Genomic DNA, 22,110 nt, shown 5'->3' with positions numbered 1-22,110 from the left:
CATCATTGGTCCTACGACAGTTCTCGCAGCCAGATGTTGCGGAAGCTGATCGGCGCGCTGGGATCGCCATGGTCCTGCAGCTTGATCGGGGCGCGGCCGTGCGGCGTGTACTTGGGCTGGCCGATGTAGAGCGTCGGACCTTTGAGCACCGTATGGTCCTGCACCACCACGCCGTTCATCAGCACCGTCACCGCCGCAGGGCGGGTCAGCGTGCCCGACGCATCGAACGTCGGCGCGGTCCAGAGGATGTCGTAGCTCTGCCATTCCCCAGGCTTGCGAGAGGGGTTCGCGAGCGGCGAGAACTGCTTGTAGATGCTGCCGACCTGGCCGTTGGCGTAGGTCCGGTTGCGGTAGCTGTCGAGGATCTGGAGTTCGTAGCCCTCGTCCCCCTTGCCGAGCGACGCGAGGAACAGCCCGCTGTTGCCGCGCGCCTGGCCCTCGCCGGTGATGCCGGCCGGGATGCGCCATTCGAGGTGCAACTGGTAGCTGCCGAAGCTGCGGCGGGTCTGGATGTTGCCGGTGCCCTTGGCGACCGTGACGACGCCGTCGGCCACCGTCCAGCGCGCCGGCGAGCCGTCCTTGACGGTCGCCCATTGCGACAGGTCGCGTCCGTCGAACAGGACGATCGCGTCGGAGGGCGGCGGTACCGGGGCGTGCGGTCCCGGCGTCACCACCGGCACCTCGGGGGTCCACACCTCGGTATCTTCGGGCTTGGCACCGTTCTGCATGGCGAGAAGCGCGGCGGCGGCGAGGGCGAGCGTCTTCACAGCGTCCACCCCGCGCGATAGTCGCGCTGGAGGAAGCGGTTCGCGTCCGGCACGTTGGTCACCCGGCCCGAGGCGCCGTCGAAGTCGATCGGCTGCCCCGCGCGCAGCGCCACCATGCCGAGCAGCATCGTCTCGTTGAGCGGCACCGCCTCGGCGAAGGGCGAGGAGGCGGGCGCCTCGCCGCGGATCGCCGCGATCCAGTTCATCTCGTGCCCGTCGCGGCCGCCCGCGACCCGCGGCAGCGTCTGCGGGACGGCGGCGCCGCGCTCGGCGGCACCGGCGCCGAACAGCACCGGCTTCTCGCCATAGGTGTCGTGCATCAGCATCCCCTTGTCTCCCACATAGAGCACGCCGCCCTCGGCGCTCATCCGCGCGCCGGCCGGCAGCTCGCGCGGCGTCGGCGGCATCAGCCCGCCGTCGTACCAGGTCAGCCGCAGCGGGCCGCCCGGCGCCTTGCCGAATTCGAAATAGGTCGTGCTGGCGAGCGGATAGCTGCCGAGCTCGGCGGGCGGCAGCCCGTCCCACACGTCGGTGTCGCCGCCCCACAGCGAATGGCGCGCCTCGACCCGCGTCGGCAGCCCCGGCGTGAGCGCCCAAACCGGGAAGTCGAGCAGATGCGCGCCCATGTCGCCCAGCGCGCCGGTGCCGAACGGCACCCAGCCGCGCCAGTTGAAGTGGGCGTAATCGGGGTGATAGCCCCAGTCGACCGATGCCGGCCCCAGCCACACGTCCCAGTCGAGGCTGGCGGGCTTGGCGACCGGCTGCGGACGGGCGACGCCCTGCGGCCACACCGGGCGATTGGTCCAGGCATGGACCTCGCGCACGCGCCCGATCGCGCCGCCGCGCAGCAGCTCGACCACGCGGCGGCCGTCGTGCCCCGAGTGGCCTTGGTTGCCCATCTGCGTCACCAGCTCGGGATTGCGGCGGGCGAGGTCGCCGAGCATCCGCCCCTCGGCGATGGTGTAGGTCAGCGGCTTCTGGACGTAGACGTGGAGCCCGCGCTCCATCGCCATCTTGGCGGCGAGCGCGTGGTGGTGGTCGGGCGTCGCGATCACCACCGCGTCGAGATCGCGGTGGCGATCGAACATCCGGCGATAATCGGCATGGCGAGTCGCGCGATCATAGGCGGCGCGCAGCGGCGCGCGCTCGACCACGGCCGCGCCCTTGCCGTCGACGAACGACTTGGCGACATGGTCGAAATCGACGTCGGCGGCGGCGACGATGTTCTGGCTGATCAGCCGCAACATGTTGGCGGCGCCCATGCCGCCCGCGCCGATCACCGCCAGGTTGACGCGGTCGCTGGGTGCCAGCCGCCGCGCCTGCGCGACACCGGGAAGCGCCAGCGTCGCCGCCGCGGCCGCGCCGCCCAGCCAGCCGCGCCGGGTGAGTCCGTGCCTCATCAGATCGCTCCCGCCGTACGCTGCTTCACCGCATGGTCCGCCGCGCGCGCGGTCAGCGCCATGAAGGTCAGCGAAGGGTTGATGCACGAGATCGACGCCATCTGCGCGCCGTCGGTGACGAACAGGTTGGCGGCATCGTGCGCCTGCCCCCATTTGTTGAGCACAGAGGCACGCGGGTCTGCGCCCATGCGCGCGCCGCCCATCTCGTGGATCGCATCGCCCGGCACATGCTCGCGCCGCTCGCTGGTGACGTTGACCAGCCCGGCGGCGCGCAGCATCGCCTCGCCCTCGGTGCGCGCGTCGGCCATCATCCGCATCTCGTTGTCGCGGAAGGTGACGTCGAAGCGCATCAGCGGCACCCCGAAGCGGTCGACCTTGTCCGGATGGAGCGAGACGCGGTTGTCCTCGTAGGGCAAAGATTCGCCGAACGCGCCCATGCCGAAGCGCCAGCCGGCATAGCGCCGCATGCCGTGCTTCATCGCCGCGCCGAACCCCTGCGGCGGCGCGGGGCTGCGATAGGCGCTGCCCTGATAGCCGTAGCCGCGGCGGAAGCCGAGCCCGTCGTCGCGGCCGACGTTGCGGAAGCGCGGGATATAGACCCCGCCCGGCCGCCGGCCGTATTCGATGAACTCGGTCATCCCCGGGATCTCGCCGCTGATGTTGACGCGGAAGATATGGTCCATGACGTAGCGGCCGAGGGTGCCGCTGCGGTCGAAATGGCTGCGCCCGCGCGCGTCGCGCGAGTTCATCAGGATCTGCGTCGACGCCATCGCCGAGGCGCAGAGGAACACCAGCCTCGCCGGGATGACTTCCGCCTGGCCGGTCTTGGCATCCACCACGCGGACGCCGGTCACGCGCTTGCGGCCCGCATCATATTCCAGGTTGGTCACCACCGCGTCCGAGCGCAGCGTCAGACGGCCGGTCGCGCGTGCGGCGGGCAGCGTCACCGCCTGGGTCGAGAAATAGGCGCCGAACGAGCAGCCGCGGCCGCACTGGTTGCGCTTCTGGCAGCGGGTGCGGTTCTGGTCGGGCTTGTCCTCGGTGATATTGCTCAGCCGCGCGTTGATCAGCTTGCGGTCGGGATAGGCCGACTCCAGCCGCCCCTTCATCCACTTCTCCGCGACGTTCATCGGCATCGGCGGGAGGAAGCGGCTGTCGGGCAGGTGCGCCAGGTTCTCGCGGCCGCCCGACACGCCGATATAGTCCTCGACATAGTCGTACCACGGCGCGACGTCGTCGTAGCGGATCGGCCAGTCGCCGCCGATGCCCTCGCGCTGGTTCGCCTCGAAATCGGCCGGGCTCCAGCGGAAGCACCAGCGGCCCCAGATCAGCGACTTGCCGCCGACCGCCGCCGGGCGGATCCAGTAGAACTTCTCCCCCTCGTCAAAGGCATAGGGGTTGAGGCGATCGTTGTTGTAGTAGCTCTGGGTGCCCGGCGCGACATAGCCGTGGGTGGCGATGAAATAGTCGCTGTCGACCAGCGGCGCCGGCATCATGTCGCGCGCCGGGATATCGAAGGCGGGCTTGCCGTCGTAGGGGTACTCGCCATGCTCGACCATGTGGCCGCGGTCGAGCATCAGCACGCGCAGCCCCTTCTCGGTCAGTTCCTTGGCGGCGAACCCGCCGCTGATGCCGGAGCCGATGACGATCGCGTCGAAGCGGTCGGTTGCTGCCATGGGGGGTCTCCTAACGCCCGAGCAGGCGGCTGAGATGGGTGTAGCTGGCGGTGACGTCGGGCAGATAGGGTGCCGGCGCCTCGTCGTTCTCGACGAAGAAGTGGCGCACGCCCGCCTGGGCGTTGAGGCGGAAGATGCCGGCGAAGTCGACCGTGCCGGCGCCGACGCTGGTCATCTTGCCGGCCGCGGTGCGATCCTTGACGTGGTAGGAATAAATCCTCCCCGCCAGCCGCCGGATCAGCGCCAGCGGGTCCTGCCCCGCCTCGATCGCCCAGAACAGGTCGAGTTCGAACCGCACCAGCTTCGGATCGGCATCGCGGATCAGCCGGTCGTAGAGGCTGATCCCGCCCGGCCGGGTGGTGAACTCGAAATCATGGTTGTGATAGGCGAACCCCAGCCCCTGGTCGGCCAGCCGGGCGGCGATGCGGTTCATCCCCGCGACCAGCGCGCGCCAGCCCTCCTCGGTGCGATAGCGATCCTCGGCATAGGGGAGCACCACCGTGTCGGCGCCCAGCGTCTTGGCCATCGCCACCGACCGGTCGAACCGCTCGCTCAGCGCCTCATAGCCCAGGTGCACCGCCGGCGCGCGCAGCCCCACCCGGTCCATCGTGCGGCGCAGTTCGGCCGGGTCCATCGCCTCGTAGCCGCCGCCGCCATATTCGACCTCGCGGTAGCCGATCCGCGCGACCTGCTCGAGCGTGGCGACCGGATCGGCCGCGAACAGCGTGCGCAGCGTGTAGAGCTGGAGCCCGATCGGCCGCACCGCGGCGGCGCGGCGCGCGAAGGCGGGCACGGCGGGCATGGCGAGCAGCGCCGCCGCGCCGACGACGAAGGTGCGACGATCGATCATGACGAGAACACCTTGCTGACCTTGGCATAGGGATAGGCGCCGTCGTACTCGCCCGGCACCGGCAGATATTCGCGCTCCTGGGTGATGCCGATCTCGGACGTGAAATAGCCCGCGATCACCATCTGCCGGAACGGCTCGAAGAAGGCCGCGCCGCCCGGCAGTTTGTCGTCCATCGCCAGCGTCAGCAGCGCGTCGAGCTGCGCCGGCGTCGCCTGCGCCGTCGGCACGCGATGGTCGGCCAGGCTGCGCGCCTCGATCGCGTCGAGCCCGGCGAGGATCGGCACCCGCTCCTTGGGGTAGGACCAGTCCGCGAGCAGCTTCTCGATGAACTCGGGCACGCCGGCGGCGATCGCGCCGGGGGTGTCGGTGGTCGGCAGCACGCGTTCGGACAGCGTGCGCACCAGCGCCGCCTGCGCGGGAGTGAAGACGCGCGCGGTCGGTGCGCCGCCGCTGATCTCGGGAACGGTGCCGGCGATCCCCGCCGGCGCCACCTGCGCCACGCCCGCCGCGCGCGCGAGCGGCGCGAACAGCGCGGTGCCGAACATCGCGACGATGCCCGCCACCGCCTCTCTGCGGTCGATCATAGTCCCTCTCCCGTCGCGGCGCGGTCGATCGCGCGATAGGCGGCGACCAGCCGCTCCTCGCCCGCGCGGCCCTTCGCCGAATTGCCGTGTTCCATGCCGATCACGCCAGCGTAGCGGCGCTCGTGCAGCCAGCGGACGATGTTGGCGTAGTTGATCTCGCCGGTGCGCGGCTCGTTTCGCCCGGGATTGTCGCCGAACTGGATATAGCCGATCTCGTCCCAGCAGGTCTCGAGCGTGCGGATCAGGTTCCCCGCCTGAATCTGCTCGTGATAGAGGTCGGCGAGCACCTTGACCGCCGGGCTGTCGACCGCCCGCGCGACGGCATAGCCCTGGGTGACGGTGCGCATAAAGGCACCGGGATGGTTCACCAGCGTGTTGAGCGGCTCCATCACCAGCACCAGCCCGTGCGGCGCGACGATCTCGGCCGCGCGGCGCATCGCGTCGACGACGCGCGCGGTCTGGAGGTCGATCGGCAGCCGCGGATCGGTGAAGCCGGTCACCACCGTCATCCACTTGGCATCCAACCGCTTGGCGACCTCGATCGAGCCCCGGATGTCGGCGAGGAAGCCGTCGCGGTCGGCCTCGTCGTTGCCGCCCAACAGCGGTCGCGACTGCGCCCAGCGCGGCATGCTTGCGACGAACACGCCCATCCGCATGCCGCGACGGCGCAGTTCGTTACCGAGCGCGACCTGTTCGGCGACGGGCCGCGCCGTCGCCTCGTTGCCCTCCCAGGCGCGGAACCCCTGATCGGCAGCATAGGCGACCTGTTCGAGCAGCCCGCCGCGGCTGGCGAAGCTGCCCTCGTGCGGCGCGTAGTCGAGCAGGAAGCGCGGGGTAGCGGCCCGCGGCTGCGCGCCGGCCAGCGTCGCGGTGAGGCCGGCGGCGGCGGCGGTGCCGAGCACGGTGCGGCGCGACACCATCACGCGCGTCCCTCCGCCAGCACCCGGCGGGTGCCGCGGCGCTCGGCGAGCCAGATGCCGCCGAACACCACCAGCAGGATGATCGGGAACACGGTCAGCCGTGCGAACGAGATCGACGCCGCGGCATCCTCGACCGCGCGCAGCGCCGGGCCGCTCAGCCGCTCGAACGCCTGCGCGCCGCCGGCGAGCTCGACCTTGGCCTGGTCGAACATCGCGCCCAGCCGCGGCAGCACGAAGAAGCTCGCGAGCGCGCCGGCCGATCCGACCAGCCCCATCGCCCAGGCGCCGCCGCGCGGATAGCGTTCGGCGACCGAGGCGAGCATCGTCGGCCACATCGCGCACACCCCCAGCCCCCAGACGGTGGAGGCGAGAATCGCCGCCACCGGCGACTGCGCGCGCGACAGCAGGAACAGCCCGATGCCGGCGAGCAGGCTGGAGATCCACAGCAGCCCGGGGTTCGACAGCTTGCCCGCCAGCCTACCCGCGAAGTGGCGGAACACGAACATCAGCGCACTGACGTAGACCAGCAGCAGGATGCCGCGCATGCCGACGCGGTTGGACAGCGCGACGTCGATCCACTGCCCCGGCGCCAGCTCGGACGAGGCGGTAAGGAACATTGCTCCGAACCACAGGAAGAAGCTCGGCCGGCGGAACACCTCGACGATCGTCTCGCGGAAGCTCGGCTCGTTCCCGCCCACCGGCTGCGGCGCGGGAAAGGCGGTGGTCGCGGCGAGCAGCACCACGCCGGCGGCGGGCACCAGCACCAGTGCCAGGATCGCCTGCCACGGCAGCGCGTCCGCCAGGAACACGCCCAGCAGCCCGCCGACGATCAGCCCCCCGGGATACCAGGCGTGGAGGACGTTGAGGCGATGGGTGGTGTCCTCGGGATAGAGGCGCGCGGTCAGCGGGTTGATCGTCGCCTCGGCCAGGCCCCAGCCGATCCCGCTCAGCAGCATCCCCGCCCAGACGAGGTGATAGACACCCATCCCGCTCGCGAGGCTTCCGGCGCCGACGACCAGCAGCGTCCCGGCCAGGAAGCACAGTCCGCAGCCCAGCAGCATCCGCCGCATGCCGATCTGGTCGAGCACCGCGCTGGTCACGAACACCGTCACCGCGAAGCCCAGAAAGGCCGAGCCCAGCGCCGCACCGATCAGCTCGCCCGCCTCGACCGGCGCGATCGGGTCGATCCACTGCGCCTTCAGGCTGCTCGCGATCGCGGCGCGCAGCGCGGCGCTGGTCGCGGCGGTGAACAGCGCGAGCACCCCCAGCCAGAACAGCCGCCCCCGGTGTATCGTCCGCTCGATCATCCGCGCTCTCCCCCCTGTTGTGCCGCCTAGCGCGTCAGCCCCAGCAACTGCCGATTGGCGTCGGGATCGCCGCCGCCCGCGAAATCGTCGAAGGCGCGCTCCGGGCGCCGGATCATGTGTGCGGCGATGAAGGGGGCCCCTTCACGCGCGCCGTCCTCGGGGTGCTTGAGGCAGCACTCCCATTCGAGCACCGCCCAGCCGTCGTAGCCGTATTGCGTGAGCTTGGAGAACACCGCGCCGAAATCGACCTGCCCGTCGCCCAGCGAACGGAAGCGGCCCGGCCGGTCGACCCAGTCCTGGAACCCGCCGTAGACGCCCGCGCGCCCGGTCGGGTTGAACTCGGCATCCTTGACGTGGAACATGCGGATGCGGTCGCGATAGAGGTCGAGGAACTGCAGATAGTCCATCGCCTGCAGCACGAAATGGCTCGGATCGTAGAGGATGTTGACGCGGGGATGGTCGTCGACCGCGGCCAGGAAGCGTTCGAAGGTCACGCCGTCGTGCAGGTCCTCGCCCGGATGCAGCTCGAAGCAGAGGTCGATGCCCTCCTCCTCGAAGCCGTCGAGGATCGGCCGCCAGCGGCGCGCGAGCTCGGCGAACGCCTCCTCGACCAGCCCGGCCGGACGCTGCGGCCACGGATAGAGGAACGGCCAGGCGAGCGCGCCCGAGAAGGCCGCCTGCGCGCGCAGCCCCAGCCGCCGGCTCGCGCGGGCCCCGAGCCGCAGCTGCTCGACCGCCCAGCGCTGCCGCTCGGCAGGCTTGCCGCGCAGCCCGGCCGGCGCGAACGCGTCGAAGGCGGTGTCGTAGGCGGGATGGACCGCGACCAGCTGCCCCTGGAGATGCGTCGACAACTCGGTGATCTCGACCCCGGCCTCGCGGCAGGTGCCGGCGAGTTCGTCGCAATAGTCCTGGCTCTCCGCCGCCAGCCGCAGGTCGATGCAGCGCGCGTCCCAGGTCGGGATCTGCACGCCGCGATAGCCGGCCTCGGCCATCCAGCGAGCCGCGTTGGCGAGCGTGTCGAACGGCGCGGCATCGCCCATGAACTGGGCCAGGAACACGCCCGGCCCGCGCAGGCCGTCGCCCGTCACTTCGCGGTCTCGGCTTTCAGATAGGCGATCAGCGCCGCGCGCTTCTTGGGATCGTCGACCCGAACCACCATCCGCGTGCCCGGAACCTGCTTGGTCGGCGCGGCGAGGAAGGTGTCGAGGCTCTTGTCGTCCCAGCGGATGCCCGACTTCTTGAGCGCCGGGCTGTAGTTGTAGCCGGGGAGGCTCGCCGCCTGCCGGCCGAACAGGCCGTTGAGATTGGGGCCGAGCCCGCTGCGCTGCCCCTTGCCGAGCGTGTGGCACGCGCGGCAGGTCGCGAACACCTGGGCACCGGCCGCCGGTGCGCTCTGCTGCGCCGACAGCTGCGTTCCCGCCAACACCATCGTCGCGGCGGTCGCGATCAACAGCAGGCCGATTCTGCCTGTCATCTATACCTCTCCACGGCGGTTCATCCGCTCTGCTTGCTATTATGGATATCTTTTTGCGTTATTATTGCAAAGGGAATCTGCCCAATCGGGACAGAAGCTGGCAAGAACCGGCGCGATAGCGGGAGGATGCGGATGCGATACGGCATGGTCGGCGGCGGCGAGGGCGCGTTCATCGGGCCCGTGCACCGGATGGCGGCAGCGATCGACGGCGAGACGGCGCTGGTATGCGGCGCGTTCAGCAGCGACGCCGCGCGCAACCGCCGGACCGGCGACGCGGTCGGGCTCGACCCGGCCCGCGTCTACGACGATGTCGACGCGCTGCTCGCCGGCGAACGCGCGCTGCCGGCCGACGCACGGATGCAGGCGCTGGCGATCGTCACCCCCAACCACCTCCACGCGTCCGCCGCGATCGCCGCGCTCGACGCCGGCTTCGACGTCTTCTCCGAAAAGCCGATGGCGGCGACGCTCGCGGAAGCGCAGGCGATCGCCGAGGCGGTGCGCCGCAGCGGCCGCCGCTACGGCCTCGCCTTCACCTACGCCGGCTATGCGATGGTCGAGGAGGCACGCCAGCGCGTGCAGCGCGGCGACCTCGGCACGATCCGCCGGATCGAGGTGGAATATCTCCAGGGCTGGCTGAGCCGCCCGATCGATGCGGAGGGCGACCGCCAGGCATCGTGGCGCACCGATCCCGCCCGTGCCGGATCGGGCGGTTGCCTGGGCGACATCGGCACCCACGCCTTCCACCTCGCCGAGCATGTCTCGGGCCTGCAGGTGGAGGCGGTCAGCGTCGAACTCACCACCCACGTCCCCGGCCGCCGGCTCGACGACGACGTCGCCGCGCTGCTGCGCTTCGGCGGCGGCGCGCGCGGCAGCCTGCGCGCGAGCCAGGTCGCGGCGGGCGAGGAGAACGGCCTGCGGCTGCGCATCCACGGCAGCGAGGGCGGGCTCGAGTGGGCGCAGATGGCGCCCGACACACTGACGCTGCGCTGGCTCGACCGCCCGGCGGAGACCGTCCGCGCCGGCGGCCCGGGGCTGAGCGCCGAAGCCGCGGCGCTGCTCCGCCTCCCCGCCGGGCATCCGGAGGGCTATCTCGAGGCCTTCGCCAACCTCTATCGCGCGTTCGGCCGCAGCGTCCGCGACGATGCCGAGCCGCGCTACCCAGGCCTCACCGACGGGCTGCGCACGATGGCCTTCGTCGACGCGGCCGTCCGCAACGCCGCCGGCGAGCAAAAATGGACGCCGCTGAGGGCGACCGACTGAGCGGTCTGCCTGCCGCTCAGCCTTCGGTGTCGACGGGCTGGGCCGCGTCGGCGCCCAGCCGCTGCTCGGTCAGGATGCGCCAGCCGGTGAGGAACAGCGCGGCGGCGAGCGGGCCGATGACGATGCCGCTCAGCCCGATCAGGTTGATGCCGCCCAGCGTGGTGACCAGCACCAGCCAGTCGGGGATGCCGGCATCGCGCCCGACCAGGATCGGGCGCAGGATGTTGTCGGCCAGCCCGATCACCAGCACGCCCGAGACGATCACCACCACCGCCTGCCAGATCGCACCGGTGGCGAGCAGGTAGATCGCGACCGGTCCCCACACGATCGCGGGTCCGATCGCGGGCAGCAGCGCGGCGATCGCCATCAGCACGCCCCACAACAGCGCCGCGGGCAGCCCGACGATCCAGAAGGTGATCGCCCCCAGCGCGCCCTGCGCCAGCGCGACCACGCCCGATCCCTTGATCGTCGCGCGCACGACGCTGACGAAGCGCTCGGCGAGTTCGTCTGCGACCGAAGGCTCGAGCGGCAGCGCACGCACCACGGCGGGGCCGATCCGCTCGCCGTCGCGCAACAGGAAGAAGGTCACGTAGAGACCAACGCCGAACACCAGCAGGAACGCCGCCGCATCGGCACCGATCGAGAAGGCGCGGCTCGCCAGCATGCTCGCGCTGCTGCTGAGCGCCTGCGCGATGCGGGATTGGGCCTGTTCGAAACTGTCGAACCCCGAGCGGTCGATCACGTTCTGGAGCCGGATCGGCAGCGCGTCGTGGACCTGCTGGAAATAGTGGCGGAAATCGACCTGGCCGGTGCGGATCTGGTTGTAGACGCCGGCCGCCTGCTCGACGACGAGGCTGGCGACGATCAGCGCCGGGATCACCACCGCGACGGTGATGACGAGCAGCGTCACCGCGGCGGCCGTGTTGCGGCGGCCGGGCCAGCGCGCGAGCATGCGCTGGAACAGCGGCTGGAACAGCAGCGCCGCCAGCGCCGCCCACAGCAGCGCGCCGATGAACCCCGATACGATCAGCAGGAGGCCGATCGTGATCAGCGCCAGGAAGAGCACCAGCCCGCCCCGCTCGATCCGCTGTCTGAAGCGCGTCATGCCCGCCGTAGTCCCCCGAAGGCGCCGCACGGGTCGCGCGGCGTCGTTGCGGCGGTGAAACGCTCGGTCGGGTCGATGGCTCCCGGAAGAGCCTATTGCGCGTCGGCTGCGACCGCCCGCAGCGCGTCTTCCCAGGCGATCAGCTTGAAGTTCTGCGCCGCCGGCGCGTTGTCGCCGTCCTGCGCGACCATCAGCCCGCCGGGGAAGCCGGGGCCGAAGTCGCCGGTCGCGACCTCGATGCCGTCGGTCTCGCTGGTCGCACCGACGCGGCCGGCGACGATGCGGAAGCGCCCGGCATAGCCGCCGTCGGGCAGGCGGTAGAGCGAATAGGCGTTGTCGCCCTGGCTGGAGGCGACGAGATAGCCGCCGTCGCGGCCGGTCGCCGCAATCGCCAGCCCCTCGACGTCGGCGACCAGCGTCCGCCCGTCGACCCTAACGACCGCGGCCGGCGTGACCGGAGCATCGGGCGCGGCATCGAACCGCCAGATGCCGACATCCTCCTCGGCGACGTAGAGCGTGCCGGTGCGGTCGTCGACCACGCAGCCCTCCGATTGGGTGGCGAGCTTCATCCGCCGGACGATGCTGCCGCCCGGCGCCGCGCCCGCCACGTCCAGCGCGACCTGCACGATCGTGCCGTCCTTGTGCACCACGAAGCCATAGGGTTTCCCCGCGACCATCCCCAGGCACATGCCGTACGCCTCGCCGGCGCCGGCCGGCACCGCACCCAGCGGCTGGAGCGTGCCGCCACGCGTGTCGAGCCGGAACAGTGCGATGCGCGCCTGGGCGACGTCGCTGCGGTCGGAGGCGGCGACCAGCACGCCGGTCGTGCCCGCGATGGCGACGCCGTCGCGCAGGTCGACGTTGTTGAGCCGGCCCGCGACGCGATAGTCGCGGCGGCGGCCGTCGAGGCCGTAGACGTAGAGGCCCGCCTTCTTGTCGGTCGCGACGATCAGGCTGGCGGCCGAGTCGGCCGGGTTGCGCCAGATCGCGGGGTCGTCGGCGGCGTCGGCATTGCCGGTGCCGACCGGCTCGGTCTCGCCACGCGCCTGGACGCTCGCCGCCGGGGTGGTCGGCACCGCGGCATGGGGCGTCGCGCAGGCGGCCAGCGCGAGCAGCGGCAGGGTGCAGAGGATCGAACGCGTCATCGTCATCTTCCTATTTGCCGCGCGCGACGCAGGCGCCGCCATCGGGACCGGTCGCGCCGGTGCAGGTCCGTACCGGCGGCAGCGGCTCGGCGATCTCGCGCAGCCGGTTGCGCCCGTCCGCGCCCCGTTCCAGGTCGAACCCGTCGTAGATCCGGCCGCTGGCGGTATAGGTGCGGAACTTCAGCCGGTCGGCCTCGACATCGACGATCTGGTAGAGCTCGGTCGCCTCGGCGGTGCGGTCGGGCTGGGTGCGGGCGCGGTCGTTGAGGCCGTACATCTTCGATCCCGTCACCGACACCAGATAGACCGGCCCCTGCGTCGCCCCGCCGGCGCGCGCGGCGCGGCCGGCGTCGCGCCCGGCCTCGGCGGTCAGCCGGCTGTAGCAATGGTCGTGCCCCTGGAGCACCAGGTCGACGCGCCGGCGGTCGAACACCGGCTTCCACGCCGCCTTCAGTTCCTCGGTGTCCTGCGGCCGCGCGCAGGTGAAGATCGGCTGGTGGAACAGCACCACGTTCCAGCGCGCCTTGCTCGCCGCCAGCGTCGCGTCGAGCCATTGGGTCTGCGCGTCGAGCGCGCCGAGATCGAGCGCGGCCGTACCGTCGAGCACGACGAAGCGCACCCCCTGATAGTCGACGAAATAGGTGGTCGCCTTGACCGGCGCGACGCCGTTGCCCGGCAGCGCGAACTGGAGCGGCCAGTACGGCCCCAGCCGCCGGCTCTCGCGCCCGTCGGGCAGCGCCACGTCGACATATTCGTGATTGCCGGTCGCCGGCAGCTGCGGGACCTGCGCGTAATTGTAGCCGCCCGCCTGGGTCCATTCGCCCCATTCGTCGTCATGGTCCAGGTCGTCGCGCTGCGCCACCAGATCGCCGGCGTGGACGGTGAGCGCGATCTGTCCGGCGGCGAGCCCCTGCCGGATCACGCGCGCGGCATAGGTCAGGATGCCGTTCTGCGTGTCCCCCAGATAGAGGAAGCGGAACGGGCGGAAGCGATCGGCGGCGGTGCGGAACTGAAGCCACTCGCTCCACCCCGCGCTCCCCTTCACGCGATAGGCGTAGACCTGGCCGGGCTGCAGCCCGGTGAAGCGCAGCTGGTGATAGTTGGCCGGGCCGTTGGCGCTGTCGATCGGGCGGGTGGTGCCGGTGACTCGCCGCGCCTGCCGCTCCAGCGTCGGGCCGTCCACCGCGACGGCGATCTCCGCCTCGGCGGTCGCCTGGGCGCGGTCGGTGCGGAACGCCACCGCCATGCCGCGCGCCGGATCGGCGGCGGCGGTCAGCACGATGCGGTCGGGCAGCGACTTCGCCGCATAGGGCGTGCCCGGCGATCGCGGCACCGGCAGGGGAGCGCTCTGCGGCGCAGAGTCCGCCGCCGCCGGCGCCGAGAGCAGCAGCGCGGCCAGTAGGACCCGCCGCATCAGAAGTTCGCCCGCAGGCCGAACTTCACCGTCGGGCCATATTCCTCATACTGGAGCAGCCGGCGCGATCCGGGGCCGCGCTGATAGGCGACATACTTGGCATTGTTGATGTTCACCCACTCGCCGAACAGCTGCAGGTTCGACGACACCCGCACCCGCGCGCTGGCGTCGAGCTGGAAATGGTTGCGGACGTAGCGGTCCTCCTCGGCGTTCGCACTGACCTCGTCGAGATATTTGTCGCGATAGGTGCCGGCCAGCCGCACGCTGATCGGCCCCTTCTCGTAGCCGAGCACCGCGTTGAACGTGTGCCGCGACGAGGCCGGCAGCGGGATGTCGCGCATCCCGGCATCCTCGTCGAAGGTCTGCCCGTCGGCGTCGGTGAAGGTGTAGTTGAGGTTGGTCAGCAGCCCGTCGAACGGCGCGGGCAGCATCGTATAGGCCTGCGAATAGCCGAGTTCGACGCCGCGGATCGTCGCCTTGCCGGTGTTGAGCGGGATATCCGCCTCGGTGAAGGCGATGCCGCGGTAGATGCCCTCGTACGGCGCGTCGTCGCCCTCGAAGGTGATGGTGGTGATGTAGTCGTCGATGCGCTTGTAGAAGACGCCCGCCTGCAGCACGCTCGACTTGGCGAAATACCATTCGGCGCCGGCATCCAGATTCCACGCGCGATAGGGCTTGAGGTCGGGGTTGCCGAACGCGCCCTCCAGATCGTCGCCGTCGCGCTCGATCGCAAAGCGCGGGGCGAGCTGGCCGATCCCCGGCCGCACCAGGCTCTTGAACACGCCCAGCCGCAGCACGAGGTCGCTGGTCGCCTCGTAGCGGACCAGCGCGCTCGGCAGCCAGTCGGTGTAGCTGCGGCGGAAGGCGTTGGGGGCGACGACCAGCTGCTCGCCCTCGTCGCCATCCTCGTTCAGCGTGACGGTGTTCGCGCGGATGTCGTTCCGGGTGTGCTCCATGCGCACGCCGGCGATCGCGCGCAGCGGCCCCGCCTGATAGCGGCCGAGCAGATAGCCCGCGTAGATGTCCTCATCGACCGAGAAATCCTCTGCTACGGAATCGAAGTCCGAGCCCAGATCGTTGCGCTCGAAGCCGGCGAGATTGTCCGACAGGAACCCGCGCTCGCCCTTCTTCGCGACCAGCGGCCCCAGATCGGCCAGCCGGTAGGTCTGCTCGCCGAGTACGTCGGCCAGGGTGAAGTCGCCGTCGAACCCGTCGAAGCTGTCGACGTCCAGGTCGTAGGCCTTGCGCCGCAGCCGCGCCTTGCCGCCGGCCTGCACCTCGAACGTGCCGGTTTCGAGCGGGAAGCTGCGGGTGACGTCGCCGCGGAAGGTCCATTCGCGATCGGTCGCGCGGCTCAGCGTCGTACGGTCGAAGCTGTCGAAGCCGTATTCGCTCGCGTCCTCGAACCGCGCCGCATCGCCGCCGCCGACGGTGAAGCGCGGGCGGAGGTAATTCGAATAGTCGAAGCCGACGCTGAGGTCGTCGCCCTGCTCGAAATCGCGGCGGAACACGATCGGATCGATCGAGCCGTTCTCCAGCTCCGACGCGCGCGAATAGGCGCCCGAATATTGCAGCCGCCACGGGCCGACGTTGGTCTCGCCGCCCAGCGTATAGGACTGGATGACCTGCTTTTCGAACCGGTCCTTCAGGTCGCGCTCGACGCGGATCTGGCTGTCCTCGTTGTCGTCGCTGCGGAAGGTCGCGCCGGTCGCGGTGGTGCCGGTCAGCGCGTCGCTCAGCTCGAAGATCAGCCGGCGGCGATCCTCCTGGTCGGAGAAGCGGTTGTAGATGCCCCGCGCATAGAGCCGGGTGGACTCGCTCGGCTGCCAGTCGAGCGTCAGCGATCCGCCGGTGCGCAGGCGCCGCACGTCGTAGTCGCGATATTCGACCGTGTCGGCGAAGCCGTCCTCGCTCCAGCCGTCCATCTCGACGTTGTCGGTCTCGAACTTGCGCAGGTAATAGGAGGCGCCGCCGGCGATGCCGAAATTGTCGGCGAGCTTCTTCGAGAAATCGACGCTGCCCTTGGGCGTCACCTTGCCCGAATAGTCGTTGTACGATCCCTCGATCGACCCGGCGAGCAGGTCCTTTTTGCGATCGAACGCGCTGGTGGTGTTGATCTCGACCGAGGCGCCGATCGTGTCGGCGTCCATGTCGGGGGTCAGCGACTTCTTGATCTCGATCGATTCGATCAGCTCGGACGCGACCACGTCGAGCGCGACCGAGCGGGTATCCGCCTCGGGCGCGGGCACGCGCACGCCGTTGAGCGAGGCGGCGTTGAGGCTGGGGTCGAGGCCGCGCACCGCGATGAAGCGGCCCTCGCCCTGGTCGTTGAGGACGTTGACGCCGGGCGCGCGACGGACCGATTCGGCGACGTTCTGGTCGGGGAACTGGCCGATCGAGTCGCGGGTCAACACGCTCTCGACGCCGTCGGCGCCGCGCTGGCGGCTGAGGGCGCTGGCCAGATTGGCGCGCTGGCCGGTGACGAGGATCGTGCCCTCCTCGGGATCGCCGACCACCACGTCCTGGGTAAGGTCGCCGCTCGCGTCGACGGTGATCGGCGTCTCGACCGGATCCGCGCCGGTGTAGCGCACGCGCAGCGTGTAGCGGCCCGCGGGCACGTCGGTGAAGCGGTAGCGGCCGTTGTCGTCCGCCTCGACCCGGCGGCCGAGCTCGACCAGCACCACCTCGGCGCTCGGCAGCGCGCGCGTGCCGCTCGCGTCGGACACCGTGCCGACGACCTGGCCGGCGGAGGCCGCAACCGGCGCCGCCAGAACCGCCGCGCCCAGCATCAGCTGCGCCCGCATCCGCGCGATGATCATCGAAATCCCCCTTCACTCGCTCGGGCGGCGGGTGACGGGTTTTGGTTTCAGCTTCGCGACGCGGCGGTTACGCTTTTGCGACAGCGCCGGCGGCGTCGCTGCGCATATGAAGGCCGGGACCGACCTAGCTCGTGGCGTTTCGCGCCGGCCGACGCGCGCGCAGCGTCTCGACCAGCAGGATCAGGATGCCGCCGGCGCCATAGGCGAGGAAGTCGTGGGGATCATAGCCGGTGCCGAGCACCACCCGCGCGACCGGATAGGCGTCCAGTCCGAGCAGCCGGACGAAGTGGAAGCGCTGCGCCCCTTCGATCGCGCAGGCGATCGCAAGCGCCGCGGCCGTGGCCGCCCCCACCGACAGGCGCGTCGACGCGCGCAGCACGAGATAGACCAGTACGACCGCCAGGCTGTCGCCGGCATAGGGACGAACGATGCGGTCGCGCACCCACAGCGCGATCGCCGCCTCCGTCGCGAACACCAGCAGCGCGAGGCCGGCATAGCCCGAGCGGAAGGTGAACAGGGCGCGCCGCCGCGGACGGGCTCGGGACGCAGGTGCCAAGGCCGGCGAGGATCGTGTCTCCATGCCCCCCTTCTGCCATCCCGACATGAAGATGCGATGCAGAAAGCAAGGCGTTTGCCGGGACCCCGACGCTCACACCCGCTGCAGGGGCGCCCGTTCCTTGCCCGGCGCCGCGCGATAGGTCGCGGCGGTCGCGCGGTCGAACGGCTTGGCGAGGATCGTCGAGACGGTGACGAACTCCGCCGTCGCCGCCGTGGGGGTCAGCGTCAGCAGCGTGTAGCCCTTGCGGTCCTGGTCGCAGAAGGCGACCTCGCGGTTGGCGTCGGCGATCGCCGTGCCGACGCCGGGCAGCAGCGCGCCGTAGGACGGGCTGGTGATCGCGGTGCAGCCGAACTCGGACGCCACCAGCGTCCCGGCCGCGTCGTACAGGTCGTTGGCCCAGGCGGCGTGGCTGTCGCCGGCCAGCACGATCGGCTTCGCGCCGGCGCGCCGGAACGCCGCATAGAGCCGCTCGCGCGCCGCCGGGTAGCCGTCCCACGCATCGAAGTTGAACGGCAGCCCGGCCGCAAAGCCGGCGACCGCCTGCTGGAGCCGGTCGCGATAGGCGGGCGGCAGCTGGGCGATGCGCGGCGCGAAGGCGCGGAGGTCCGGCCCCGCGACGCGCGCCATCACCACCTGGTTGCCGAGCAGCTGCCACGGCTTGTCGGCCTTCACCGACGCGGCGAGCACGCCTTCCAGCCAGCGCTGCTGCTCCGCCCCCAGCATCTCGCGGTCCGGCCGCGCCCGCTCGGCCATCACTGCGGCATAGTCCTCCGGGCCCGGCGTGCCGCCCTTGACCTCGGCCTGGCGCGAGCGGGCGAGCAGCCGGGTCTCGACCATCGCCAGCGTCGCGAGGTCGCCGAACTCGAAACTGCGGTTGATCGCCTCCCACGGCCGGCCGCGCCGGGGGTCGCGGATCGGCATCCATTCGAAATAGGCCTGCATCGCCGCGGCCTTGCGCGCCTTCCAGTCGCCCTCGGTGGCAGGATCGTGGTTCTCGGCGCCGCCGATCCAGCCGTCGTTGGCGACTTCGTGATCGTCCCACACGCAGACGAAGGCGGCGCGGGCGTGCGCGGCCTGCAGGTCGGGGTCGGCCTTCACCTGGGCATGGCGGCGGCGATAGTCGGCGAGCGTGACGATCTCGTGCGGCGGGTCCGGCAGCCGGCCGAGCGTGCGTCCGATCTCCGCGCCATAGCCGTCGGCGCCGTACTCGTAGATATAGTCGCCGAGGTGGAGCACCGCGTCGAGCCGCGGCAGCGCGGCCATGTCGGCATAGGCGTTGAACAGCCCGCCCGGATAGAGCTGGCACGATGCCACCGCGAGCACCAGCGCCTCGACCGCGCCCACCGGCAGCGTGCGGAAGCGCCCGACCGGCGAGCGGTCGCCGTTCGCCAGCGCGAACCAGTACCAATAGTCGCGTCCGGGCTCGAGCCGGATCGCCTCGACCTTGACCGTGTGGTCGGCGGCGGCGCGCGCGCTCGTCCGGCCGGAGGCGAGCGGCGTGCCGTCCGCCGCGGCGGCGACGTGCCAGGTCACGGGGATGTCGCCGTTCTCGTCCGCGTCAGGCGTGACCCGGGTCCACAGCACCGCGCCGTCGGCCGCCGGGTCGCCGCTCGCCACGCCGTGCCGGAAACCCGCGGATGTGGCGGCCGCGCCCATCCCCGCGCCCGGTACGCCCAGTGCCGCGCCGCTGCCGATCAGCGCCAGCGCGCCGCGTCGATTGATCGCCATGTCTGCTGTCCTCAGAAGCGCGCGGTGAGCTGCGCGCCGTAGAAGCGCGGCTCGGCCGGGATGAAGGTGGGAATGCCGAAGCCGCCGCCGGTGTTGCCCGCGTCGAGCAGATAGCGCTCGTCGGTGGCGTTGCGAACGAAGCCGGCAATCTCGAAGCCCTTGTCGCGGAAGCTCACCCCGGCGCGGGCGTTGACCAGCGTCACCGGTCCCTGCGAGATCGCGCGGCTGTTGGGCACTTCGAAGAAGATGCGGCTGCGGTAGGTGACGCTCGGCGTCGCGAACACGCGGGTGCCGCCGCCCAGCGGCGCATCGATGGTGAAGCCGGCGGCCGCCTGCCATTCGGGCTGGAGGCGGAAGCGGGCCCCCGAATAGGCCGAGGCGAAGCCATCGTTCGCGTCGATGCCGCCGTCGATATAGCCGAGATTGCCGAACAGGTTGAGCCACTCGGTCGGGCGCACCGACAGCTCGGCCTCGACACCCAGGTTGCTGGCGGTGCCGGCGCTCTCGGTGCGGCTTGTCCCGTCGGGCTGCTGCACGCTGACCTGGAAGCCGTCGTACTTCTGATAATAGACGCCGAGCGCGCCGGAAACGATACCGGCGCTGCCCTTCAGCCCGACTTCATAGTTCCACACCGTCTCCTCGGGCACGGGCTGGAGGTTGGCGGCCGGCACGCCGCCGACGCGCGCGGCGTTGAGCTGCACCACCGGCGATCGGCGGCCCTTGGAAATGGTGGCGAAGACGTTGATCCGATCGCTCAGCCGGTAGAGCGCGTTGACGCGCGGCAGCACCGCGGCGAAGCTGTCCTCCGCCGTGAAGGTGCGGCCGCCGGTATCGACCTGACCCGGGATCAGCGACAGCACGAGGCTGGGAAGCGCGGCGAGCAGCGGCGCGCGCAGCGCCGGGGGGAGCAGCGTCGGCAGCAGCGGGCGGGGCACCTCGGCACGATAGCCCGAACGCCGCGTCTCGATCAGCACCCGCGCCCCGGCGGTGAGTTCGAGCGACGGCGTCGGGATCCAGGTCGCGTCGGCGAACACCGAGTAGCTGTCGTTGCGACCCTGGTTCTCGTACACCGAGCGATAGGGGATCTGCGCGAGCGCACCGCCCGTGACCAGCGCGGTCGCCCGGGCGGCGGTCACCACGCCCGCGGCGTCGATGCAGCCGAGGTTCGGCACCGCGCGCGTCAGGCACTGGATGAACGTGCCCTCCTCCGACGAGAAGGGCACCGTCTGGCGATTGTCCTCGACGAACACGTTCCACCCGAACGCGGCGCGCCAATGCGGATCGCCGTAGGAGAAGCGGCCCTCGTGGCTCGCCTGCCATCCCTTGGCGATTTCGGCGAACTCCAGATACCAGGCCGCCGAGCCGTCAGCGTCGAACACCTCGCGGCTGTCGAACGCGCGATAGCCGTTGACGGTGGTGAAGGTGAGGCCGGGGGCGAAGTCGTAGGCCGCCGTCAGGTTGACGTCGTGAACGTCGCGGTGGAGCCCGAGCTCCGCGTCGCTCAGGACCGCCTCGGACAGCGGCGAGCCGCCGAGATGCGCCTTGCCGAACGGATCGCCGGGACCGCCCTCGGTCGGGAGCGCGCGCGAGACGAACGGCGTCCCGCTGTTGCGCTGGCGATCGTAGGTGCCGATCAGGTCGATGGTGAGCGCGTCGCTCGGCGTATAGCGCAGCGACGCGCGGACGCCGAGCTGGTCCTGCGCGTAGAGATCGTCCTGGTCGGGCGCCAGATTCTCGACATAACCGTCGCGCTTGCGCCACTCGAACGCAACGCGGCCGGCAAGCACGTCCGAGCCGGCGTTGACGAAGCCCGAGACGAGTTGGGCGTCGTAGTTGCCGTAGCCGCCGGTCAGCGCGCCCGAGACGCCGGGCTGCGGACGCGCCGAGGTGAGGCTGATCGCGCCGACCGCGGAGGCGGTGCCGAACAGCGTCGCCTGCGGCCCTTTGATGACCTCGACCCGGTCGAGGTCGTAGATCGCCTGGTACGATCCGCGCGACCGCGAGATGTCGACGCCGTTGTAGTAGAGGGTGACGCGCGGCCCCTGCTGCGACGACCCCGAGTCCGAGGTGATGCCGCGGATGACGATGCCGGGATTGTTAGCGCTCTGCTCCTGGATGTTGAGGCCGGGGACGTAGTTGGACAGTTCGTCGAGATCGCCGACGCCGATCTCGGCCATGCGCTCGCCGGTGAGCGCCGAGATGGTGATCGGAACATCGACCGCGCGCTGCTCGATCTTCTGCGCGGTGACGAAGATCTCCTCGCCCTCCGGCGCCGCGGCGCGATCCTCGATCGCGGTCTGCGCCTGGACCGGCACGCCGAACGCCGTGGTGGCGAGCAGGGTCGCGAATAGGTGCCGGTCAATCATGCATGGTTCCCCCGAAATGCTGCGGGGCTGCTGGACCAGAGCTGTGAAGCGTGCACGGCAAAATCGTGACGGTTCGGAGAAAGAAACGTTTTTCGTAGCGCGAGCGTGCAAGGCCGGAGGGCCGGCGCGGGACGAGGGAACGACGTCGCTTCTGCGGCGGCAGCAACGATCGCGAGGCGTTTGCCGTCTTCGGGCGATAGCCAGTCGCTAAGGATCAGGCTGGAGGCATCGGAATCGCAACGGACTCGACGCTTCCGGGGATGCGGCTGTTCAGAGTCCGCGAGTCTGGTGGCGGCGGAGGAGGCTGGGTGGTCGCAGAGGTAAGTCGGCTGGGAAGTTGCCGCCACGCCGTTGGCGGTCCTGGTCAGCCGCGGGCTGCGGATCTGCACCTGGGTACGAAGGGCGAGCGCTTGGCGGACTTCCGGAACCGCCCGAGAACGAAGGCGAGGCAACAGACGTCACCTGCAGCCTCATCGACGGGATAATCCTGACGCTCAGGGCGAGCGCGGTGAAGTCCACGCAACGTGGCACTTCGAAGTCGGCGCCGTCTTGAGATGGGTCGGCGCGCAGAAGACGCGTAGCCAGAACGCAAAACGCCCTCGCGAGCGTTGGCTGGCGAGGGCGTTGTGTGTATGGTTGCGGGGACAGGATTTGAACCTGTGACCTTCAGGTTATGAGCCTGACGAGCTACCGGGCTGCTCCACCCCGCGCCGAGGAGTTGAGGGTTGTGAATGGG

At 70.7% G+C, this 22,110-nt stretch carries 17 protein-coding genes and 1 tRNA gene; 1 reads left to right on the top strand and 17 read right to left on the bottom strand.

The features are described from left to right. Positions 1-11: 11 nt before the first annotated feature. Genes ACBY01_RS05320 through ACBY01_RS05280 form a run of 9 tightly spaced genes read right to left on the bottom strand, consistent with a single transcriptional unit; the run spans position 12 to position 8,978 of the window. Entirely contained in the window at positions 12-767 is a 756-nt protein-coding gene (locus tag ACBY01_RS05320) for a 3-keto-disaccharide hydrolase (protein WP_416459743.1), read from the bottom strand. Next, on the bottom strand, positions 764-2,167 hold the full coding sequence (locus ACBY01_RS05315; protein WP_416459742.1) for a Gfo/Idh/MocA family protein: 1,404 nt from the start codon (positions 2,165-2,167) through the stop codon (positions 764-766). The genes ACBY01_RS05320 and ACBY01_RS05315 overlap by 4 nt, the downstream gene beginning before the upstream one ends. Further along, positions 2,167-3,843, bottom strand: a complete 1,677-nt coding sequence (locus ACBY01_RS05310) for a GMC family oxidoreductase (RefSeq protein WP_416459741.1) — start codon at positions 3,841-3,843, stop codon at positions 2,167-2,169. The genes ACBY01_RS05315 and ACBY01_RS05310 overlap by 1 nt, the downstream gene beginning before the upstream one ends. A gap of 10 nt (positions 3,844-3,853) precedes the next feature. After that, positions 3,854-4,693: a sugar phosphate isomerase/epimerase family protein gene (locus ACBY01_RS05305; RefSeq protein ID WP_416459740.1), complete on the bottom strand. Its 840-nt coding sequence runs from the start codon at positions 4,691-4,693 to the stop codon at positions 3,854-3,856. Further along, entirely contained in the window at positions 4,690-5,277 is a 588-nt protein-coding gene (locus ACBY01_RS05300) for a gluconate 2-dehydrogenase subunit 3 family protein (protein ID WP_416459739.1), read from the bottom strand. The genes ACBY01_RS05305 and ACBY01_RS05300 overlap by 4 nt, the downstream gene beginning before the upstream one ends. Continuing rightward, the gene (locus ACBY01_RS05295) at positions 5,274-6,197 is read right to left on the bottom strand and encodes a hydroxypyruvate isomerase family protein (protein ID WP_416459825.1); all 924 of its coding nucleotides are present in this window, start codon (positions 6,195-6,197) and stop codon (positions 5,274-5,276) included. Before ACBY01_RS05295 ends, ACBY01_RS05300 begins: the two co-directional genes overlap by 4 nt. After that, positions 6,197-7,504 carry an MFS transporter gene (locus tag ACBY01_RS05290; RefSeq protein WP_416459738.1) on the bottom strand — a complete coding sequence of 436 codons (1,308 nt, stop codon included), beginning with the start codon at positions 7,502-7,504 and terminating at the stop codon, positions 6,197-6,199. Before ACBY01_RS05290 ends, ACBY01_RS05295 begins: the two co-directional genes overlap by 1 nt. Before the next feature lie 26 nt (positions 7,505-7,530). Continuing rightward, positions 7,531-8,544: a sugar phosphate isomerase/epimerase family protein gene (locus ACBY01_RS05285; protein WP_416459824.1), complete on the bottom strand. Its 1,014-nt coding sequence runs from the start codon at positions 8,542-8,544 to the stop codon at positions 7,531-7,533. A gap of 44 nt (positions 8,545-8,588) precedes the next feature. After that, complete coding sequence (locus ACBY01_RS05280) at positions 8,589-8,978, bottom strand: c-type cytochrome (RefSeq protein WP_416459737.1); 390 nt, start codon at positions 8,976-8,978, stop codon at positions 8,589-8,591. 132 nt (positions 8,979-9,110) lie between these two features. Here ACBY01_RS05280 and ACBY01_RS05275 point away from each other — a divergent pair, with 132 nt between their 5' ends. After that, positions 9,111-10,238 carry a Gfo/Idh/MocA family protein gene (locus ACBY01_RS05275; RefSeq protein WP_416459823.1) on the top strand — a complete coding sequence of 376 codons (1,128 nt, stop codon included), beginning with the start codon at positions 9,111-9,113 and terminating at the stop codon, positions 10,236-10,238. A gap of 16 nt (positions 10,239-10,254) precedes the next feature. On the opposite strand, the gene ACBY01_RS05270 is transcribed toward ACBY01_RS05275, so the two are convergent. The 8 genes from ACBY01_RS05270 to ACBY01_RS05235 all read right to left on the bottom strand — a co-directional run bounded on the left by ACBY01_RS05270 (position 10,255) and on the right by ACBY01_RS05235 (position 22,084). Further along, on the bottom strand, positions 10,255-11,343 hold the full coding sequence (locus ACBY01_RS05270; RefSeq protein WP_416459736.1) for an AI-2E family transporter: 1,089 nt from the start codon (positions 11,341-11,343) through the stop codon (positions 10,255-10,257). Between the two features lie 92 nt (positions 11,344-11,435). Continuing rightward, complete coding sequence (locus tag ACBY01_RS05265) at positions 11,436-12,488, bottom strand: phytase (RefSeq protein WP_416459735.1); 1,053 nt, start codon at positions 12,486-12,488, stop codon at positions 11,436-11,438. A 10-nt stretch (positions 12,489-12,498) separates the two neighbouring features. Beyond that, the gene (locus ACBY01_RS05260; RefSeq protein WP_416459734.1) at positions 12,499-13,902 is read right to left on the bottom strand and encodes a purple acid phosphatase family protein; all 1,404 of its coding nucleotides are present in this window, start codon (positions 13,900-13,902) and stop codon (positions 12,499-12,501) included. Continuing rightward, positions 13,902-16,721, bottom strand: a complete 2,820-nt coding sequence (locus tag ACBY01_RS05255) for a TonB-dependent receptor (RefSeq protein ID WP_416459733.1) — start codon at positions 16,719-16,721, stop codon at positions 13,902-13,904. The genes ACBY01_RS05260 and ACBY01_RS05255 overlap by 1 nt, the downstream gene beginning before the upstream one ends. 124 nt (positions 16,722-16,845) lie before the next feature. Beyond that, positions 16,846-17,277: a DUF2809 domain-containing protein gene (locus ACBY01_RS05250; RefSeq protein ID WP_416459732.1), complete on the bottom strand. Its 432-nt coding sequence runs from the start codon at positions 17,275-17,277 to the stop codon at positions 16,846-16,848. Positions 17,278-17,370: 93 nt separating this feature from the next. Further along, on the bottom strand, positions 17,371-19,008 hold the full coding sequence (locus tag ACBY01_RS05245) for an alkaline phosphatase D family protein (RefSeq protein WP_416459731.1): 1,638 nt from the start codon (positions 19,006-19,008) through the stop codon (positions 17,371-17,373). Positions 19,009-19,019: 11 nt separating this feature from the next. Next, positions 19,020-21,374 carry a TonB-dependent receptor gene (locus ACBY01_RS05240; RefSeq protein ID WP_416459729.1) on the bottom strand — a complete coding sequence of 785 codons (2,355 nt, stop codon included), beginning with the start codon at positions 21,372-21,374 and terminating at the stop codon, positions 19,020-19,022. Between the two features lie 633 nt (positions 21,375-22,007). Then, a tRNA-Met gene (locus ACBY01_RS05235) sits at positions 22,008-22,084 on the bottom strand. Positions 22,085-22,110 lie beyond the last annotated feature (26 nt).

It is taken from the genome of Sphingomonas mangrovi (genome assembly GCF_047975845.1).
Taxonomy (GTDB): domain Bacteria; phylum Pseudomonadota; class Alphaproteobacteria; order Sphingomonadales; family Sphingomonadaceae; genus Sphingomonas.
Note: the sequence above shows the minus strand (reverse complement) of the source record. Positions and strands in the feature narration are given on the sequence as shown.

Bases quoted from the DNA above. Each gene is read 5' to 3' on its own strand.
- ACBY01_RS05270 (WP_416459736.1), bottom strand. From the start codon at position 11,343: ATGACGCGCTTCAGACAGCGGATCGAGCGGGGCGGGCTGGTGCTCTTC.
- ACBY01_RS05285 (WP_416459824.1), bottom strand. From the start codon at position 8,544: ATGGGCGATGCCGCGCCGTTCGACACGCTCGCCAACGCGGCTCGCTGG.
- ACBY01_RS05275 (WP_416459823.1), top strand. From the start codon at position 9,111: ATGCGATACGGCATGGTCGGCGGCGGCGAGGGCGCGTTCATCGGGCCC.
- ACBY01_RS05245 (WP_416459731.1), bottom strand. From the start codon at position 19,008: ATGGCGATCAATCGACGCGGCGCGCTGGCGCTGATCGGCAGCGGCGCG.
- ACBY01_RS05265 (WP_416459735.1), bottom strand. From the start codon at position 12,488: ATGACGCGTTCGATCCTCTGCACCCTGCCGCTGCTCGCGCTGGCCGCC.
- ACBY01_RS05260 (WP_416459734.1), bottom strand. From the start codon at position 13,902: ATGCGGCGGGTCCTACTGGCCGCGCTGCTGCTCTCGGCGCCGGCGGCG.
- ACBY01_RS05290 (WP_416459738.1), bottom strand. From the start codon at position 7,504: ATGATCGAGCGGACGATACACCGGGGGCGGCTGTTCTGGCTGGGGGTG.
- ACBY01_RS05310 (WP_416459741.1), bottom strand. From the start codon at position 3,843: ATGGCAGCAACCGACCGCTTCGACGCGATCGTCATCGGCTCCGGCATC.
- ACBY01_RS05240 (WP_416459729.1), bottom strand. From the start codon at position 21,374: ATGATTGACCGGCACCTATTCGCGACCCTGCTCGCCACCACGGCGTTC.
- ACBY01_RS05295 (WP_416459825.1), bottom strand. From the start codon at position 6,197: ATGGTGTCGCGCCGCACCGTGCTCGGCACCGCCGCCGCCGCCGGCCTC.
- ACBY01_RS05305 (WP_416459740.1), bottom strand. From the start codon at position 4,693: ATGATCGATCGTCGCACCTTCGTCGTCGGCGCGGCGGCGCTGCTCGCC.
- ACBY01_RS05280 (WP_416459737.1), bottom strand. From the start codon at position 8,978: ATGACAGGCAGAATCGGCCTGCTGTTGATCGCGACCGCCGCGACGATG.
- ACBY01_RS05315 (WP_416459742.1), bottom strand. From the start codon at position 2,167: ATGAGGCACGGACTCACCCGGCGCGGCTGGCTGGGCGGCGCGGCCGCG.
- ACBY01_RS05255 (WP_416459733.1), bottom strand. From the start codon at position 16,721: ATGATCATCGCGCGGATGCGGGCGCAGCTGATGCTGGGCGCGGCGGTT.
- ACBY01_RS05300 (WP_416459739.1), bottom strand. From the start codon at position 5,277: ATGATCGACCGCAGAGAGGCGGTGGCGGGCATCGTCGCGATGTTCGGC.